Raw genomic sequence first — 18,644 nt, forward strand, 5'->3', positions numbered from 1 at the left:
CGATAACCCGCAGGGGGCTGGTTACCGCGAAAGACGGGCTGGCGCTTCCCGGCGCAGGCGCGCGGCCCTTCCCTGGCATCGTTCGAGGCACTGACTTTCTGGAACAGCGCATTTTCCGGTACGAAGCCTTTTTCGTGCTCCCAGGGGCGCACCCCCGAGCGCGAAACTCGCGTTCCTCGAGGCGACGCACATGTCAGGTTCATGATCAATCACCTCACCCGGCACTTTTAGGGGGGGGGGGGGGGGGGGGGGGGGGGGGAGGGGGGGGGGGGGGGGGGGGGGGGGGGGGGGGGGGGGGGGGGGGGGGGGGGGGGGGGGGGGGGGGGGGGGGGGGGGGGGGGGGGGGGGGGGGGGGGGGGGGGGGGGGTAACGTTCACTAACGTTACATTACTTTTGAAATGGTATTTGCCCGTGATCCTGCGGTCAATAATATCGATCGAAGCGATGGCTCATCCGCCGGCAATGGCATCCCGGGCCGCCACGTAGCCAAAGGTGGTTGCCGGACCCAGGGTTGATCCCGCGCCGGGATAAGTGCGCCCCATGACAGGCGAGGAACAGTTGCCCGCGGCGTAGAGCCCGGGAATCGGGTCGCCGGCTGCGGTGAGCACGCGGGCGCGCTCGTCCACCTTGAGTCCGCCTTTGGTACCCAGCTCGCCGGGGTAGACTTCGATCCCGTAAAAGGGCGGCTTTTCGATGGGTGCCATGCAGGGGTTCGGGGTGACCGATTTGTCGCCGTAAAAGCGATCGAACGCGTTCTCTCCGCGGGCAAACTCCGGATCCTTGCCCGAGCGGGCGAAGCCGTTCATCCGCGCGATTGTCTCACTCAGGGCATGCGGATCGATGCCCAGCATCATGGCCAGTTCCTCCAAAGAATCGGCTTTCTGGATGAAACGTTTGCGGATATCGCGGTTTACCAGCCAGTCGGGTTGCTGGCCGCCGGGCAACAGCGGTCCCGCGGGATATTTACGGCGAAAGTTCGCATCAAAAACCAGGTATGCGGGAATACAGGGCGAGGTATCGCTATGGTTGGCGTACATCGCCTTGACCACATCGTTATAGGCCGCGGTCTCCTTGACGAAGCGCTTGCCGAGCTTGTTGACGAGCACCCCTCCCGGCAGGGATTTTTCGATGACCAGCATGCGGGCACGTTCCTCGCCTGGAACCACGACCGTCGGCCCCCACCATGCTTCATCCATGAACTCCAGTCCTGCACCTGCTTCCAGCCCCATCTGCAGCGCATCACCTGTCGAGAAGGGATTACCGCAGCTCCAATCGGGGTGCGTGGGATGCGGCAGATACCGCTCGCGCAATGCGGCATTGTTGTCGAAACCGCCAGCGGCGAGCAGTACCCCGCGATCAGCGCGAATGCAGCGCTTCTTGCCCTCATGCTCGACCTGCACGCCCGCGACCCGTCCATTTTCCATGATGATCCGTCGCGCCGGCGTGTTCAGCCACAGCGGGATGTTTCGATCCTTCAGCGACAGGCGCAATGCGCCGATCAGCGCGTTGCCCATCGCGCAGCGACGATCACGCCGCGACTTGAGCCTCCAGCCGAAGTCGCCCAGATATTCGGCCATCCGCTTCGCAAGCAGCTTGATCCAGCCAGGAGAGCGGGTCAGGAACGCCTGTGCTTCCGAGATCACCATCGAGATGCGATTCATGATCAGTTCCTGCGGTGCTGTCTCGCGCATCTCGAGGAACTCCGCTTCGCTCAACCGTCTGCCGTCGAAAGGCGACGCCTCCAGGCAGCGTCCTCCCTCCTTCGCACCTGGCACATCCTGATAGTAATCCGCGTAATCGGGGACGATGTGCATCCGCAGATGGGTGTTTTCGCACAGATACTGCACGGCCCTGGGGGCGTTATCGAGGTAGGCCCGCAGACGTGCTTCGCCAACCTCTTCGCCAACGCATCCCCTGGTGTAGGTGAATGCATCGGCGGGCGAGTCCGTGAACCCCTCCTTCGGCATCAGGTGATTGTTCGGAACCCACAGCCCGCCACCGGACATCGCCGAGGAACCACCGTACTGCGGACTTTTTTCCACGAGCATTACCCTGGCACCAAGATCGTGGGCAGTGATTGCCGCTGACATCGCGGCGGCGCCACTGCCAACGATCAGAAAGTCGACCGCCTCATCCCATTGATTCATTGAAGTATGCCCTGCCATGGCTGTTGGCTTTCACATGCAGTTCGCGAGCACTACCGTGCCGGCGCACACGTCGCGCATCGATGCGTCGAGATTTCCGTCCGGGAAATTATCAATGGCCATCGATCCAGACCATTGATATCGGTCAACATTCCTGACTATTATGACTGCAAGGACTGCGCTCGATTCCCGCTGTTCGGCGACAAGCTGCCGCCCGGGCGTCATGACCGCGGAAGTCCGTACCGGCTTCGGAGGCATCGCTGGTTGCAGAGCACCATCAGGGGCCGCGCAGGTATGCGAATTCATTCCCTATAATCATCCGGCGTACTTTCACCCCTTTTGCGGAGTTGCTCGGGAACCCATGGCGAAGACAGATCTGAAACAGGCAGACCTGGATCACTACCGCAAAACCAATGTCGGCCAGGCGCTGCTTGAAGTCGCCAGGGATTTCCAGAAAGGCGCACTCGAGGAATATTCCAGGGTGGGTCACCGCAAACTGCAATCATCCCACCAGGCGATACTCACTTACCTCAGCCTGGATGGCACCCGACTTACGGAGCTTGCCGGGCGTGCATCGATGACCAAGCAGGCGATGGGACAACTCGTCGATGAAGTCGAGCGTCTCGGTTACGTGGAGCGGATCCCCGATCCGAGCGATGGCAGGGCCAAGATCGTCAGATTTACCCGCAAGGGACGCATGCTGATCAAGGAGGGCACCGAGATCGGCGAGGCGATTCAGCGAAAATACGCGTCCCTGATGGGCGAGACCAAAATGCGGCACCTGCGCGATCTTCTGGAAGAACTGCACCACAGGATTCATCAAAAAGAGCGATGAACCACCCGCGAGCAGGAAGCAGTACGGGCGGCGTTTTCTTCTCCATCCGTCCCCGGATCATGGCGCTCTGATGTTTCCCTCGGCTCAGGGATGTCGTGGCGCCGTGCGATAGCATCGGCGAAAGCCTTCAAAGTGACTTAGCCAAAGCGGCCCGAAGGCCGCCCCACGACACCGCCCGCAAGCGGATCAGTTGTAGTTGTAGACCACGTCGAGCCCGTAGGTGCGCGGTTCCCCGTAGGTGTTTCCGGTAAAACCCAGCGAGCCGAAGTCGATACCCCATTCGCGGTATTCCTCGTCGCTCAGGTTCTTGCCCCACAGCGATACCCGCAGCGAACCCTCTTCGCAGCAGCCCAGCTTGATGTCGTTCAGGCTGATGCGTCCGTTGACCAGGGTACGGTCGTCAGCGGAGTCATACTGGTTGTTGAACGGGTGGAACACGAACTCGTCCTTGTACGCCACATCCACGCGTGCCGACAGCGTCCCGAAACTGAAGGGCTCGAAGTCGTACTGCACCCCGAGCGAGGCGGAGTTCTCCGGCGCCTGGTTTACCGTGGTCACGTTCGAGATATCCTCCATCATGTCCGTGGCCGGGTTGAGCGCCAGGTACTCGTCGAACTCGGCATCAAGGTAGCCGTAGGTCAGGTCGATGGTCAGACCCTCGACCGGCACCATCGCGATATCGAACTCGATGCCTCGATAGGTGCCGGCGCCCGCGTTCACGATGCGGCTCGACGCACCACCGGTACCCGCCTCGAACTGGTTGATCTGGATATCGGTGTAGTCGTTGGTGAATAGCGCGACATTCAGGCGCAGGCGGTTGTCGAGCAGCTCGGACTTGAGACCGAGCTCCCAGGTCTCGACTTCTTCCTTGTCGTACGGTGTCTGGAACGATGGGAGGTTGCTCGCGCGCGCATTGAAACCACCGCTGTTGTAGCCGGTGGCGTAGCTCAGGTAGACGTTTATATCGTCGGTGATCGCGTAATTGCCGTTGACCAGGTAGCTGACATTATCCCACTTGTCGTCGGCCTTGCCGGGAGCAGCCGCGGTTGTGCCAAGTATGTTCTGATTGTAGAGATAGGCATCCTTCTCGTCTTCCGTATAACGGATGCCCAGCGTCAGGTCGAACTGATCGGTGATCGCATACGTCCCCTGGCCGTAGGCTGCCCATGATTTGGCGTGCTGGCCATAGACAAAGTCGACCAGCCCGGGAATACCGGGATCGCTGTCTCCGGGTATCGGCAGGCGCTGACTTCCCACGCACAGGTACCCGCCATAGGCGGCCGGGCAGAAGCCGGCCGCGTCATACAATTGCCCCAGTCCCGGGGTATAGGCGCCCTGGTCAGCGACGAAAGCGATCGGCAGCGAATAGGTTTGCGGATTGGTCTCCTCAACGTCTTCCTCATAGTAGAACAGGCCGCCGGTGTAGTTCAGCTTGTCCTCGAACGCCGTGCCGATGATCTGGAACTCGTGCGAGTCCATATCGATGAGGTCGTCGTCGAGCGCTGCGCTGAATCCCTGTATCGGAATCTTGCCGTTGTTGCCCGCGAACACGCCGTAGAACAGATCGCGCGCCATGTAGGCACCGCCATCATTGTCAAAGCTGCCGTAGCCCCATTCCGTCTTGCGCTTGCCGTAGAGGTACTTCAGTGTGAGGTTGTCGGCTGCTTCCCAGGCCGCGGTGAACGTGTGGCCTTCCACCTGGAGCCAGTCCTCGGTAGCCGAATCGATCCTGAAATCCGTGTGACGATCCTTGGGATTGCCAACGGTGTTGGCCATCTGCCGGTACAACGAGCCGCCATAGGCCTGAAAATCGAACGGCGTCGAGGTGAAGCCGTTGTAAATGCTGGTCTTGACCTCGGTGATCTGGAACGCTGCCGGCACACCTTTGTTGTCGGTATTGTCATAGCTGTAGTCGAAGCTGAGCGACTGGGTGGGTGTCCAGCGCAGCGCGATACGGTAGGCCTCGTTGTCCCTGGACGTCAGGTCGTCCTCGACCGTGGTTGCCGGTTGCACGGGGGCGCCGTCATAGTGGTTGTGCTGCCAGCCGTCGGTCTCCATGGCCATGTAGGAAATCTTGGCGGCGAAATCACCCACTGCCGGCAGGTCGAGACTGCCGCCGTAACGCATATAACCGTAATTGCCCACCGAGGCCTCGACCTTGCCGCCGAGTTCGCCGGTCGGTTTCTTGCTGGTCACGTTCATCGCGCCGCCCGTGGTGTTGCGTCCGAACAGGGTGCCCTGCGGTCCACGCAGCACTTCGATGCGCTCCAGGTCCACGATGTCGAACACCCCGCCGATGGTCTTGCTCACGTAGATACCGTCGATATAGACCCCGACCTTGGGATCGATCAGCAGCGCCGTTTCGCCGATGCCGACACCACGGATATTGATCCCCATATTCGAGTTCGTGCCAACTTGCTTCTGTATGGTCACGTTCGGTGCGAAGTTCGCGACCTGCGTCACGTCGAAAACGCCCAGATCGACGAGTCTGTCGGCGGTAAACGCGGTGATCGCGATCGGGGTGTCCTGCAGCGAAGCCTCACGGCGCTGGGCCGTGACCACGATTTCCTCGAGCCCGCTGCTGCGCGCGTCCTGAGCCATTGCGGGTGCGCCGATGCCTGCGGTCGCGGCAATCGCGAGCGACAGGGCGGACAGGCGAAACTTGTATTGCAGAGGATGGTTACGCACATGAAAGGTCTCCAGATATTTATAGATGCTTGCTTGAATAAAGCAGGGCTCCGTGGATACCGAACCGGATACTCGAGCAAGCGCCCGTGCCTTCAACCGGGTTTCGCTTGCGCGTCATGCCAGCTCCCGACTGGCTAATGAATTCTAGGGGGCCGTATTAATTATCGTCAAGTATCTTGATTATATTTAGCAAAAATCGCACCATGAAGGTCCGCACCGCACTACCATGAGTTGCTCGAGCAGCAGATCATCCATTGAGGTTCGAACCCGATGCAAAAGGAAATCAACGACGCCGGGGAGGCGAGACTGGAGGATATTCCCACCAGGGATCGCCGCTGGATCGGCAAGGAAATGCGTCGTCTCGAGGATCCGGAGCTGGTGACCGGACGCACCGAGTTCATCGATAACCTCAGTCTTGCCGGGATGCTCCACGGCGCGATCCTGCACAGTACGCATGCCCATGCGCGAATCAGGCGTATCGATACCCGCAGAGCGGAACAGCTCGCCGGAGTGAGCGCCGTGATCACCGGCGATGATGTGCGGCGCTGGAGCCATGTATCGAGCGGCTATCCCGAAGGAACAGGCCTCTACTGCCTGGCAACCGACAAGGTGCACTACGTGGGCGAGCCGGTCGCAGCCGTTGCGGCAAGCAGTCGCTACATTGCTGAAGATGCGCTGGAGCTGATCGAGGTGGAATACGAGCCACTCGAGGCGGTGGTAGACACACTCGCCGCAATGCGTCCGGACAGTCCGCGGGTGAACGAAACCCTGCCCTCCAACACGGTATTCCAGCGCAAATTTACCTGGGGCGAGGTGGACCAGGCGTTTGCCGGCGCCGATCATGTTTTCAGGGAGTCGTTTCGCTGGAACCGCGTCGGTGCGAATCCGCTCGAAACCTTCGGCTGCATCTGCCAATGGGACTGCCTCGGGAACGCTGTCACGGTACGCGGCAGCGTGCAGTCGCCCCGCCTGACAGCATTGGCGGTCGCCGGCGTGCTCGGCCTGCCCTCCAACAAGGTACGCCTGATCAGCCACCCGCGTGGTGGGAGCTTCGGCGGCAAGGGCAATCCACGAGCCATCAATATCATCTGCCTGCTGTCACGCAAAGCCGGTGGCGCTCCGGTCAAATGGATAGAGGATCGCATCGAGTACCTCACCAGCGGCGGCGGCCAGTCGTGGGACCGCTTCTACGAGGCGGAGCTGGCGGTGATGAACGATGGCCGGTTCACCGGGCTGCGGATCAGGCTGATCGACGATATCGGCGCCAGCGGCGAGAATTACGGCGCGATCGGTGCCGGCAAGCCGCTGGCGGCGTTCACCGGCTGTTACACCATCCCCGTCGCGTCCTATGACGTCACCATCGTTCTCAGCAACAAACTGTCGACCAGCGCCTATCGCGGCATGGGACCTCCACCGCACTTTTTCGTGCTGGAGCAGATGGTCGATATTGCCGCCCGCCAGCTCGCCATGGACCCCGCCGAGATACGCCGGCGCAACTACATCCGCCCGCAGCAGTTCCCGTACACGATCCCGAGTGGCAACGAGTACGACAGCGGCGAATACGAAAAAACCCTGGACGCCGTACTGAGGCGCGCCGACTATCCCGCGCTGCGCCGCCAGCAGGCCGCAGCGCGCCAACAGGGACGCCACATCGGTATCGGCATTGCCAACACGGTGGAGCCCGGCGTGTTCGACTGGAACGCCTACGCCATCGTCGGCATGCCGGGGATTGGTGTCGCCGAGGGGATAACGATCGCCATCGATGTGTTCGGCAAGATTACCGCCCGCGTCGGTTTCACCTCCGAGGGTCAGGGTCAGTACACCCTCGTCGCGCAATTGCTTGCCGACTATTTCGCCACCGATCCCGAGGAGATCACCGTCATCGCGCTCGACACGCTGTCGGCTCCGCCCGCTTTCGGCCCCGGCGGCAGCCGGCTCGGCGTAGCAATTACCGGCGCGACGATGAGCGCGGCCGACAAGCTCAGGCAGAAGTTGATCGCGATCGCCGCCCCGCTGCTGCAAAGCTCGTCGGAGATGGTGGAACTGCTGGACGGCAGGCTACAACTCGTCGGCATGCCGGATATATCGATGTCACTGGCCGAGGTCGCCGCTGTTGCGCTGTCACGCAGTGATCTGCTGCCGCCCGGCATGGAACTCGGAATGGAAGCCACCAGCGTGTGGACCGCCAAGGGCCGCGAGCCGATCGACGAGCAGGGCCGTGCCAGGAGTTATCTGACTGCCGCCAATGCCTGTCATCTGGTAATGATCGAACTCGATATCGCAACCGCCAAGGTGGAGATACTCAAATACGTGGTCGCCGACGACTGCGGCACGCGGCTCAATCCGGCCACGCTCGAGGGCCTGCTGCAGGGCGGGATTGCCCAAGGCGTCGCGGCCGCACTGCTGGAAGAATACCCCTACAACGAAACCGGCCAGCCCTTGGCCAGCACCTTCATGGATTATCTGCTGCCGACCATCCACGAGGTGCCGATGAGCGAGAAAATCGCCCTCGAAACCCCCTCCCCGGTCTCGCCTCTGGGCGCCAAGGGGTGTGGCGAGGGAGCCATTCATATCACTCCGGCTACCATCATGTGCGCCATCAATGATGCCTTGCACCCGCTCGGTCTGCGGGCGCGCGAGGTGCCCGCCTCACCCAACCGTCTGTGGAAACTGCTGCAGGGCAACGCCAGGGCATGAGCCTGGCTCCGGCGCATCACTCCCGGGAGCGCACTTCCGTCAGGTTCTGCAGCGCATCCTGGATTGCCGCTCCTTCCAGCACCAGCCCGTAACCGGTTCCCTCGAGGATGAGCCGACGCATCCGGCTGACCAGCACGTTGCGCGTGTAACGGCGCGCGATTTCAGGCATGGCGAGCAACTTCACGGCGTGCTCCATCGCTCGCTCGAGCAGCCGCTCCCGCGGCACGACCTCGTTGACGACACCGAGCGCGAGCGCCTCCTGCGCCGACAGGATCTGGCCGCTCAGCAGGAAGTAGCGGCCACGATTGAGACCGAGCAGCTCGAGCCAGATCACATGCACTCCGTCGCCCGGCACCACTCCGCCAGGGACGTGCGGAAGATCCTGGAAGGATGCGTGATCCGCGGCGATCGTGATATCGGCCAGGATGCCAATCTCCGCGTGCACATGCGCGGGCCCGTTGATCGCACCGATGACCGGAATCTCGATATCGAGCAGATTCTGCAGTACCCGCTTGCCCTCCCAGTAGATCTGGTCCCAATGCTCGACCTTGTCGTAGGGCTTGTCCCAGCGTTCCGTTGCGATGAACTCATCGCCCGTGCCGGTGATGATCAGCACCTTGTTGTCGCGATCGGCGCTGATGTCGAAGAAGGCATGCACCCAGTCATTGTGGTGCGCACTGCCATAAACCACGGGGCCATCATTGCTGTGCAGGCGGATCGTGAGGATTCCGCTCGCGGTACGATCGAAACAAATGGTTTTGTAGCGGTCGAAGTAGGCGGGGCGTGCACTCATTGTCATCTCCGTGGCAGCTAGCGGATCGGTGATCGTCCCAAGCTTCCCTGATCACCGGGCGCTTTGTCAATCTGCCTGACCATATCGGATAATCTCGCGGGCAGCATCGCCGCCAAGGAGCGAAATGACATGAGCTGCCGGGTACCGCATGCATCAGATAGCTGGCATTGCCGTATTGTTATACTCGTGCCATGAACAATCTCCGATTCGACAACCGGTTTGTGCGCGATCTTCCCGGCGACCCGGAACAGGGCTTGCGCCAGCGCCAGGTACAGGGCGCCCTCTTCTCGCTCGTGCAACCGACCCCGGTCGCGGCGCCACGCCTGCTGGCGCATTCGCGCGAGGTCGCCGCGCTGCTCGGTATCGACGAACGTGAAATTGCCTCGCAACGGTTTGCCGAGGTGTTTGGCGGCAACGCGCTGCTCCACGGGATGGAGCCCTATGCGGCGAATTACGGTGGTCATCAGTTCGGCCACTGGGCGGGTCAACTCGGTGACGGGCGCGCGATCACGCTCGGTGAAACGATCAACACGCGCGGCGAGCGCTGGGAACTGCAGTTGAAGGGTGCGGGACTTACCCCCTACTCCCGTACCGCCGATGGTCGCGCGGTGCTGCGCTCCTCGGTGCGCGAATTCCTGTGCAGTGAAGCGATGCATCATCTGGGCGTGCCGACCACGCGCGCGCTGAGCCTGGTTGGCACGGGAGATCAGGTGGTGCGCGACATGTTTTACGACGGGAATGCGCGGCCCGAGCCCGGGGCGATCGTGTGTCGCGTGGCGCCGTCCTTTATCCGCTTCGGAAACTTCGAGCTGCCGGCTTCGCGTCAGGATACCGTTGTGCTGGAAAAGCTGGTGGATTTCACGATCGCGCGCGATTTTCCCGAACTCGCCGATGCGGGAGACATCGCGGAGCGACGCAGGCTTTGGTTTGCCGAAGTCTGCGCCCGCACGGCACGCATGATCGTGCACTGGATGCGCGTCGGCTTCGTGCACGGCGTGATGAACACCGACAATATGTCGATCCTTGGCCTGACCATCGATTACGGCCCTTATGGCTGGATCGACAATTTCGACCCCGACTGGACACCCAACACCACCGATGCGCAGGGACGCCGCTACCGCTTCGGGCAGCAGCCGCAGATCGCCTACTGGAACCTGAGCCGGCTGGCCAATGCGCTGGTGCCGCTGTTCCCCGGTGTCGAGCCACTGCAGGCGGGCCTGCAGCGTTATGTGGATGTTTACGGGTCCGGGCAACGCAATGCCATTGCCGCGAAACTCGGTTTGCGCGAATGCCTCGATGAGGATGTCGCGCTGATGGAGGAGTTGCACGGCATGCTGCAGCGCGCCGAGGTCGATATGACGATTTTCTTTCGCGCGCTCGATGCCGTGGATCCGGACGCACCGACCCTGGCACCACTCGCCGAGGCCTTTTACGATGAGGTGAAGATGCGCGATGCCGGGCAGGAACTCGTCGGCTGGCTGGGCAGACTCGGTTCACGCGTCAAACGCGATGCCCTGCCCGCAACTGAACGCCGGGCGCGCATGCATGCGGCCAATCCGCGTTATGTGCTGCGCAATTACCTCGCGCAACAGGCGATCGACCGCGCCGAACAGGGCGACCCTGCCGGCATCCACGAATTGCTCGAGGTCATGCGTCATCCTTACGAGGATCAGCCCGGGCGCGATCAATACGCGGGGCGTCGCCCCGACTGGGCCCGCAATCGTGCCGGGTGTTCGATGCTGTCGTGCAGTTCGTGACGGAATTTCCCTCCGCCGCTCAGCCGCCCGCGAGCTCCAGCAACAAGCGGTTCAGCCGCTGCACATAGGCTGCCGGGTCCTCGAGTTCGTCGCCCGAGGCCAGCTGGGCCTGCTCGAACAGGATGGTGGCCAGCGCTGCAAAGCGGTCCTCGTCGGGCTCGGCATCGAGACGCTTGACCAGCGGATGCTCGGGGTTGAGTTCCATGATCGGCTTGACATCGGGAACCGCCTGCCCGGCCGCCTGCATGATGCGGCGCATCTGCACGCCCATATCGTGATCGCCCACCACCAGGCAGGCCGGTGATTCGGTCAGGCGCGCGGTAACCCGCACTTCCTCGACCCGGGCCTCGAGCGCCTTCTTCACCCGCTCGACCAGGCCCTTGGCTTCCTCGGCCTGCTTCTCGCGCTCTTCCTTGGTCGTGGTGTCGTCGAGCTCTCCGAGATCGAGATCGCCACGCGCAACGTCCTGCAGCTTCTTGCCATCGAATTCGCCGAGATAACCGATCATCCACTCGTCGATGCGGTCATGCAGCAGCACCGCCTCGATGCCTTTCTTGCGCAACACCTCGAGGTGCGGGCTGTTTTTCGCGGTCAGGAAATTGTCGGCGACCACATAGTAGATCGCTTTCTGCCCTTCGCGCATGCGCTCGACGTACGCGGCGAGGCTCTGATCCTGCGCCGGCTTGTCGGTATGGGTGGTCGCGAAACGGAACAGGTGCGCGATCTTGTCACGGTTGGCGAAATCCTCGGCCAGGCCCTCTTTCATGACCTGTCCGAACACATCCCAGAATTTCTGGTAGTCCTCGGGCTTGTCGGTGGCGACATGCTCGAGCATGTCGAGCGCGCGCTTGCTCAGCGCACCGCGCATCGAGTCCACCGCCGCGCTCTTTTGCAGGATCTCGCGCGAGACATTGAGCGGCAGATCGTTGGAATCCACCACGCCTTTCACGAAACGCAGGTACAGCGGCAGGAACTGCTCGGCATCGTCCATGATGAAGGTGCGCTGGATATAGAGCTTGAGCCCGCGCGGCGCATCGCGGTTCCACAGGTCGAACGGCGCATGCGAGGGGATGTAGAGCAGCGAGTTGTACTCGAACTTGCCCTCGACACGGTTGTGGCTCCAGGTGAGCGGCTCCTCGAAATCATGCGAGATATGCTTGTAGAACTCGCGGTACTCCTCGTCCTTGACCTCGCTTTTGGGGCGGGTCCACAACGCGGTCGCCTGGTTGACGGTTTCCCACTCGTAGTGCTTCGGCGCGTCTTTCTTCTCGTCCTTCGCCTCGGCGCTGTCGTCCTCTTCCCCGCTCGCGACTTCCTTTTTCATGCGCACCGGCAGCGAGATGTGATCGGAGTATTTCTTCACGATCGAGCGCACGCGCCAGTCATCGAGAAACTCGCCGGCATCGTCTTTCAGGTGCAGCACCACCGTGGTGCCGCGCGCAGCGCGCTCGATGTCCTCGACACTGAAATCGCTCTCTCCGGAGGATTCCCAATGCACCCCGGCGCCCGCCTCGAGCCCGGCACGGCGCGAATATACCTCCACCCGGTCCGCAACCATGAACGCACTGTAGAAACCTACCCCGAACTGGCCTATCAGCTGGGCATCCTTGCGCTGGTCGCCGCTCAGCTGCTGCACGAACTGCGCGGTACCGGAGCGGGCAATGGTGCCGAGATGGCTGATCGCATCGTCGCGCGACATGCCAATCCCGTTGTCGGTGATCGAGAGCGTCTTCGCATCCTTGTCGACCTCGATGGAGATCGACAGCTCGGTATCCTCGGCCAGCAGTTCCGGTGCCGACAGCGCTTCGAAGCGCAGCTTGTCGGCGGCATCGGACGCATTCGAGATCAGTTCGCGCAGGAAGATTTCCTTCTTGCTGTAGAGCGAATGGATCATCAGGTGCAGCAGCTGGCGCGCCTCGGTCTGGAATCCAAGGGTCTGCTTCTGGTTGTCTGCGGTCATGGGCGGTGGGCTCCTCGTTTGCATTGCACTACGACGAGCCTATATGAGGGCGCAAAAGCCGATTTCAAGTCCAGCGCAGCAGCTCACCGGCCGCGTCGGTGAAATCCCGGCGGCAGCCGGGGATGCCATAAGCATGCTCGACCTGGCCCGGGCTGTAGGAATAACACACGGCATGCATCCCGTGCAGCAGCGCGGATTGGCGGCCTCCGGCCGCCATGTCGTAGCGCCTCGACATCGCCACCATGTAGCCACGCTGCAGCATCAATGCGTGCTCGAGTTCACGCGGCTCCAGATTGGCCCTCGCCCAGCTGCTGAAGCCCCCGAGCACAGCCTGCCCCGCGTAAAGCGCCGGCGTCTCGATCACTCCCTCGCGCATCTCCCAGCCGAGCAGCCGCACGCCATCACGCTCCAGCGTGGCGAGAGTCCTGCCCTCGCGCGCATCCGGAATACAGATCTCGTAGCGGCACTCGGGCTCGGCGCGCAAGGCGTGTCCGACAGCGAGCAATGCCAGGTCGTGGAGATGGGTGCAGTTGGCGCGCGGGTCGATGTGCGCATTCAGTTCCGGGCGGGTGCCGCCGAGCAGTGCGCCGACCAGCGCACGCAACGGTGCCACCGCGCCATCGCAGGTGCTCAGGGGAAAGCGTACCGCGCGCCCCTCGATCGCGGTGACACGCACGCCATCATGTTCCAGCGTGAGCGCAAACGCATGCGCGTCGTCCTCGAGCGCGGCCTCGAGACGGTGCGATCCGGTCGGAACCAGCCGGATCGCGCGCCGATAGCAACCACTGCCGTAGTTTCGATTGAGCGGCGCTATCAGCGCCAGCCCGTCGCCCTCGGGCTGGCGCGCATCGCCAACGGTTTCCGGGCTCACCAGCCGGTGATCTCCCGGAGCGCCGATCCGATATCGGCGAGACTGCGCACGGTTTTCACGCCGGCCGCTTCGAGCGCCGCGAATTTTTCGTCCGCGGTACCCTTGCCACCGGAGATGATCGCGCCGGCGTGACCCATGCGCTTGCCCTTCGGCGCGGTGACGCCGGCGATATAGGACACCACCGGCTTGGTGACGTTGGTCTTGATGAACGCCGCCGCTTCCTCTTCCGCGGTACCGCCGATTTCGCCGATCATCACCAGCGCCTCGGTTTGCGGGTCGTCCTGGAACAGGCGCAGGATATCGATGAAATTCGAGCCCGGGATCGGGTCGCCACCGATGCCGACACAGGTCGACTGGCCAAAGCCCGCGTCGGTGGTCTGCTTCACCGCCTCGTAGGTCAGGGTGCCGGAGCGCGAGACGATGCCGACTCGCCCGGGCTGGTGGATGTTGCCCGGCATGATGCCGATCTTGCACTCGCCGGGCGTGATCACGCCGGGGCAGTTCGGCCCGATCAGGCGCACGCCGAGCTCATCGCACTTCACCTTGCACTCCAGCATGTCGAGCGTCGGCACACCTTCGGTGATGCACACGATCAGGCGAATGCCGGAGTTCGCGGCCTCGAGGATGGAGTCCTTGCAGAACGGGGCCGGCACGTAGATCACCGAGGCATCGGCGCCGGTCTCGGCCACCGCGGCGCTGACGGTGTCGAACACCGGCAATCCGAGATGGGTCTGGCCGCCCTTGCCGGGGGTCACGCCGCCGACCATGCGGGTACCGTACTCGATCGCCTGCTTTGAATGCGAAGTGCCCTGCGAGCCGGTGAAGCCCTGGCAGATGACGCTGGTTTCCTTGTTGATCAGTATGCTCATGGATTACCCCTTGGCTGCCTTGACGACGGCTTCCGCCGCCTCTTTGAGACTGTTCGCCGCAATGATGTTGAGGCCGCTCTCGGCCAGCATTTTCGAACCGAGCGGTGCATTGTTGCCCTCGAGGCGCACCACCACGGGCACCTTCACCCCGACTTCGGATACCGCGCCGATGATGCCCTCGGCAATCAGGTCACAGCGCACGATTCCGCCGAAGATATTGACCAGCACCGCTTTCACGCTGGCATCGGAGAGAATGATCTTGAACGCCTCGGAGACGCGCTCCTTGGTCGCGCCGCCACCGACATCGAGGAAGTTTGCCGGCGCGCCGCCGTGCAGCTTGATGATGTCCATGGTACCCATCGCGAGACCCGCACCGTTGACCATGCAACCGATATCCCCGCCCAGCGCAACGTAATTGATCTCCCACTGCGCCGCATGCACCTCACGCGGGTCTTCCTGCGAGGGATCGTGCATCTCGCGCAGCGCCTTCTGGCGGTACATCGCGTTGCCGTCGATATTGATCTTGGCATCCAGGCAATGCAGGTTGCCGGCCTTGGTGATCACCAGCGGATTGACTTCCAGCAGCGCGAGGTCCTTGTCCTGGAACAGCTTCGCCAGCTTCAGGAAGATATCGACGAACTGCTTGACCTGGTCGCCTTTCAATCCGAGCTTGAACGCCAGTTCGCGACCCTGGTAGGGCTGGGCGCCGGTCAGCGGATCGATCGCCGCGCGATGGATTTTCTCCGGCGTCTCGTGCGCGACTTTCTCGATCTCCACGCCGCCCTCGGAGGAGGCCATGAAAACGATGCGCCGCGAGCCGCGATCGACCACCGCGCCGAGATAGAGTTCATCGGCGATATCGGTGCACGCTTCCACCAGGATCTTGTTGACCGGCTGACCCTGTTCGTCGGTCTGGTAGGTCACCAGGTTGCGACCCAGCCAGTGCGAGGCAAATTCGCGAATCTCGTCCTTGCTCTTGACCAGCTTCACACCGCCCGCCTTGCCGCGCCCCCCCGCGTGTACCTGGGCTTTCACCACCCAGACGCCGCCACCGATCTGTTCGGCCGCTTCGACCGCCTGTTTGGGCGTTTCCGCCGCGTAGCCTTTGGAGACCGGAAGTCCGTAATCGGCAAACAACTGCTTGCCCTGATACTCATGCAAATTCATGGCGTGTTACCGTCCTGCTGTGCTGGTAAGTGAATCCGTGTGAGGCCACGCCTGGCGTGCCTGCTGGTGGGATGCGCCCCCGGGGGCGGGCGCGATTATCCCGGAAAATCGCGGCGGGGCATACCCTATTTGCGGGATTTCCGGTTCGGAATGTGAATCGCGTGGCCAAGGGCGGCGAGCGTGGCCTCGTGCACGCCCTCGGAAAGCGTGGGATGGGCAAACACGGTCAGTGCAATATCCTCGGCACTGGCACCGAATTCCATCGCGATCACCATCTGCTGCACCAGGTCCGCGGCGCTCGGCCCGATGATATGGCAACCGAGAATGCGGTCGGTTTCCTCGTGCCGCAGGATTTTCACCATCCCGGCGGTGTCGTTGGCGGCCAGTGCCCGCCCGCTCGCGGCAAACGGAAACACGCCCGCGCTGTAGGGTATGCCTTCGGCCTTCAATTGCTGTTCGGTGGCGCCGACCCAGGCGACTTCCGGATGCGTGTAGATCACCGAGGGAATGCAGTCGTAGTTGAGCTGCGTCTTGCGCCCGGCGATGCGCTCGGCGACCATCACGCCCTCTTCCATGGCCTTGTGCGCAAGCATCGGGCCGCGCACGATGTCGCCAATGGCATAAACGCCCGGCATATCGGTGCGGCAGTAATCGTTGACGTGCACGAAGCCGCGCTCCTCCAGAACCACACCGCTGTCGGCAGTGCAAAGCCCCTTGGTCACCGGCATCCGACCCACCGAGACGATCAGGCGATCGAATTCCTCGTGCTTCTCCGTGTCGCCCTCGACGTAGCTGACCTTCACCCGCCGCCGGTTCTTTGCGCCCGTCACCTCGGTGGCAGTCACGCGCGCGTTCAGCCGGATATCGAGCCCCTGCTTGCCGAACAGCTTGAAGGCTTCCTTTGAAACCTGCTGATCGACCGCGATCAGGAACTCCGGCAGTGCCTCGATCAGTACCACCTCGGCACCAAGGCGTGCCCACACGCTGCCGAGCTCGAGCCCGATCACGCCCGCACCAACGATGCCGAGGCGCTTTGGCACCTCGGTGAATTCCAGCGCCCCGGTGGAACTGACGATCAAATCATCGGTGAACGGAGCGGACGGAATATTGATTGGCACCGATCCGGTCGCGATGATCACGCTGCCGGCCTCGACGATCTCCTGGCTGCCATCGTCCGCGGTGACTTCGACCCGGCGACCGGACAGCAGCTTGCCGCTGCCATGCAACGCGGTCACGCCATTGGCCTTGAACAGGCCGGCAATACCGCCGGTGAGTTGGCCCACGATCCGGTTCTTGCGCTCGAGCATCGCGCTGACATCGATGGCGAGCTTGGCGGCCGAAATGCCGTGTGCCGCGAATCCGATATGCGCCTCGTGATACTTGTGCGAACTGTCGAGCAGCGCCTTCGACGGGATGCAGCCGACGTTGAGACAGGTTCCGCCATAGACCGGTTTGCCGTCGCGCCCTTTCCACACCTCGACGCAGGCCGTCTTCAGGCCCAGTTGCGCCGCACGGATCGCCGCGACATAACCGCCGGGGCCGGCGCCGATCACCACAACGTCAAATTGCTGTGCCATGTCTGAACTCCGCTGTGTTGTTGCGAGGTCTGCGTCAGAGGTCGAGCAGGATCCGCGCCGGATCCTCGATCATGTCCTTGATCGCCACCAGGAACTGTACCGCGTCCTTGCCGTCGATCAGACGGTGATCGTAGGACACGGCGAGATTCATCATTGGCCGCACGCAGATCTGGCCGTTCTCGACCACCGGCCGGTCCTGGATCTTGTGCATGCCGAGAATGGCGGCCTGCGGCGGATTCAGGATCGGAGTCGAATTGAGCGATCCGAACACGCCACCATTGGTGATCGTGAAGGTGCCCCCGCTGATGTCCTCGATCGTGAGCTTGCCGTCACGCGCCTTCAGGCCGAATTCACGAATTTTCGCTTCCACGTCCGCGAAGCTCATGGTGTCGGCATCGCGCAGCACCGGCACCACCAGCCCGCGATCGCTGGAAACCGCCACCCCCACGTCCTGGTAACCGTGATAGACGATGTCGTTGTCGTCGATCGAGGCATTGACCACCGGGAAGCGTTTCAGCGCCTCGACGCCGGCACGCACGAAAAACGACATGAAGCCAAGCCGCGTGCCGTTGTGGCGCTTCTCGAACATTTCCTTGTACTGGTTGCGCAGATCCATCACCGGCTGCATGTTGACCTCGTTGAAAGTGGTCAGCATCGCGGTATTGCGGGTGGCATCGAGCAGGCGTTCGGCAACGCGGGCGCGCAGCCGGGTCATCGGCACGCGCCGCTCGGTGCGCTGCTCCGGAGCGCGCGCAATCAACGCCGCCATCGGTGTCGAGGGAGCAACCACGGGAGCCAGTGCGGAAGCGGCCGCCACCGGGGCGGGTGCCACCATGGCAGCCGGCTGGGGCTGTTGCAGATGGGCCACCACGTCTTCCTTGGTGATGCGTCCGCCCTTGCCGCTACCCGTCAGCGCGCCGGGATCGAGCCCGTGCTCCGCAACGAGCTGGCGCGCGGCAGGACTCAGCGGGACATCCGCCACCACCGCATCCGCCGCCGGCGCGGTCGCGGCCGTATCGCCATCGGCAACCGCGCCGGCAGTGAAACGCGCGATCACTTCCAGGCTCTGTACCGTGTCGCCCTCTTCCTTCAGGATCTCGCTGAGCGAACCGTCTTGCGGCGCCATGACTTCGAGCACGACCTTGTCAGTCTCGATGTCGGCCAGCACTTCGTCACGCTTGCAGGCCTCGCCCGGGCGCTTGTGCCAGCTGGCCACTGCGCCCTCGGCGATGGACTCGGGGAATTGCGGTGCCTTGATATCGATTGCCATTGTTCGCTTTCCTTTG

General features: G+C 62.7%; 12 protein-coding genes. 3 read left to right on the plus strand and 9 right to left on the minus strand.

The features are described 5' to 3' along the window. Window positions 1–449: 449 nt before the first annotated feature. Window positions 450–2,147, minus strand: a complete 1,698-nt coding sequence (locus IPF49_06895; protein MBK6287350.1) for an FAD-dependent oxidoreductase — start codon at window positions 2,145–2,147, stop codon at window positions 450–452. Between the two features lie 358 nt (window positions 2,148–2,505). On the opposite strand from IPF49_06895, the gene IPF49_06900 reads away from it, so the two are divergent. After that, on the plus strand, window positions 2,506–2,979 hold the full coding sequence (locus IPF49_06900) for a winged helix-turn-helix transcriptional regulator (GenBank protein ID MBK6287351.1): 474 nt from the start codon (window positions 2,506–2,508) through the stop codon (window positions 2,977–2,979). Between the two features lie 186 nt (window positions 2,980–3,165). Here IPF49_06900 and IPF49_06905 read toward each other — a convergent pair whose 3' ends face one another. Then, window positions 3,166–5,667 (minus strand): TonB-dependent receptor, encoded by a 2,502-nt coding sequence (locus IPF49_06905; protein ID MBK6287352.1) that lies wholly within the window; start codon window positions 5,665–5,667, stop codon window positions 3,166–3,168. Window positions 5,668–5,937: 270 nt separating this feature from the next. Here IPF49_06905 and IPF49_06910 point away from each other — a divergent pair, with 270 nt between their 5' ends. Beyond that, complete coding sequence (locus tag IPF49_06910) at window positions 5,938–8,364, plus strand: xanthine dehydrogenase family protein molybdopterin-binding subunit (protein MBK6287353.1); 2,427 nt, start codon at window positions 5,938–5,940, stop codon at window positions 8,362–8,364. 16 nt (window positions 8,365–8,380) lie between these two features. On the opposite strand, the gene IPF49_06915 is transcribed toward IPF49_06910, so the two are convergent. Next, a complete protein-coding gene (locus tag IPF49_06915; protein ID MBK6287354.1) occupies window positions 8,381–9,163 on the minus strand; it encodes an enoyl-CoA hydratase/isomerase family protein in 783 nt (260 codons plus the stop codon). A 185-nt stretch (window positions 9,164–9,348) separates the two neighbouring features. On the opposite strand from IPF49_06915, the gene IPF49_06920 reads away from it, so the two are divergent. Next, window positions 9,349–10,914, plus strand: a complete 1,566-nt coding sequence (locus IPF49_06920; protein ID MBK6287355.1) for a YdiU family protein — start codon at window positions 9,349–9,351, stop codon at window positions 10,912–10,914. A 19-nt stretch (window positions 10,915–10,933) separates the two neighbouring features. Here IPF49_06920 and htpG read toward each other — a convergent pair whose 3' ends face one another. The 6 genes from htpG to odhB all read right to left on the minus strand — a co-directional run bounded on the left by htpG (window position 10,934) and on the right by odhB (window position 18,628). Further along, window positions 10,934–12,874, minus strand: coding sequence for a molecular chaperone HtpG (gene htpG, locus IPF49_06925; GenBank protein ID MBK6287356.1), 1,941 nt, complete (start codon window positions 12,872–12,874; stop codon window positions 10,934–10,936). Window positions 12,875–12,938: 64 nt separating this feature from the next. Then, the gene (locus IPF49_06930; GenBank protein MBK6287357.1) at window positions 12,939–13,745 is read right to left on the minus strand and encodes a DUF2889 domain-containing protein; all 807 of its coding nucleotides are present in this window, start codon (window positions 13,743–13,745) and stop codon (window positions 12,939–12,941) included. Continuing rightward, complete coding sequence (gene sucD, locus IPF49_06935) at window positions 13,742–14,614, minus strand: succinate--CoA ligase subunit alpha (GenBank protein ID MBK6287358.1); 873 nt, start codon at window positions 14,612–14,614, stop codon at window positions 13,742–13,744. Before sucD ends, IPF49_06930 begins: the two co-directional genes overlap by 4 nt. Window positions 14,615–14,617: 3 nt before the next feature. Next, window positions 14,618–15,781, minus strand: coding sequence for an ADP-forming succinate--CoA ligase subunit beta (gene sucC / locus IPF49_06940; protein MBK6287359.1), 1,164 nt, complete (start codon window positions 15,779–15,781; stop codon window positions 14,618–14,620). 125 nt (window positions 15,782–15,906) lie between these two features. Beyond that, the gene (lpdA, locus tag IPF49_06945) at window positions 15,907–17,358 is read right to left on the minus strand and encodes a dihydrolipoyl dehydrogenase (GenBank protein MBK6287360.1); all 1,452 of its coding nucleotides are present in this window, start codon (window positions 17,356–17,358) and stop codon (window positions 15,907–15,909) included. 34 nt (window positions 17,359–17,392) lie between these two features. Beyond that, on the minus strand, window positions 17,393–18,628 hold the full coding sequence (gene odhB / locus IPF49_06950) for a 2-oxoglutarate dehydrogenase complex dihydrolipoyllysine-residue succinyltransferase (protein ID MBK6287361.1): 1,236 nt from the start codon (window positions 18,626–18,628) through the stop codon (window positions 17,393–17,395). Window positions 18,629–18,644 lie beyond the last annotated feature (16 nt).

Source organism: Gammaproteobacteria bacterium, assembly GCA_016705365.1.
In the GTDB taxonomy this organism is placed as follows: domain Bacteria; phylum Pseudomonadota; class Gammaproteobacteria; order Pseudomonadales; family UBA5518; genus UBA5518.

What these genes read in the sequence shown, in the direction of transcription:
- IPF49_06910 (MBK6287353.1), top strand. Translation starts at nt 5,938, where the DNA reads ATGCAAAAGGAAATCAACGACGCCGGGGAGGCGAGACTGGAGGATATT.
- IPF49_06915 (MBK6287354.1), bottom strand. Translation starts at nt 9,163, where the DNA reads ATGACAATGAGTGCACGCCCCGCCTACTTCGACCGCTACAAAACCATT.
- sucD (MBK6287358.1), bottom strand. Translation starts at nt 14,614, where the DNA reads ATGAGCATACTGATCAACAAGGAAACCAGCGTCATCTGCCAGGGCTTC.
- odhB (MBK6287361.1), bottom strand. Translation starts at nt 18,628, where the DNA reads ATGGCAATCGATATCAAGGCACCGCAATTCCCCGAGTCCATCGCCGAG.
- htpG (MBK6287356.1), bottom strand. Translation starts at nt 12,874, where the DNA reads ATGACCGCAGACAACCAGAAGCAGACCCTTGGATTCCAGACCGAGGCG.
- IPF49_06895 (MBK6287350.1), bottom strand. Translation starts at nt 2,147, where the DNA reads ATGAATCAATGGGATGAGGCGGTCGACTTTCTGATCGTTGGCAGTGGC.
- IPF49_06900 (MBK6287351.1), top strand. Translation starts at nt 2,506, where the DNA reads ATGGCGAAGACAGATCTGAAACAGGCAGACCTGGATCACTACCGCAAA.
- lpdA (MBK6287360.1), bottom strand. Translation starts at nt 17,358, where the DNA reads ATGGCACAGCAATTTGACGTTGTGGTGATCGGCGCCGGCCCCGGCGGT.
- sucC (MBK6287359.1), bottom strand. Translation starts at nt 15,781, where the DNA reads ATGAATTTGCATGAGTATCAGGGCAAGCAGTTGTTTGCCGATTACGGA.
- IPF49_06920 (MBK6287355.1), top strand. Translation starts at nt 9,349, where the DNA reads ATGAACAATCTCCGATTCGACAACCGGTTTGTGCGCGATCTTCCCGGC.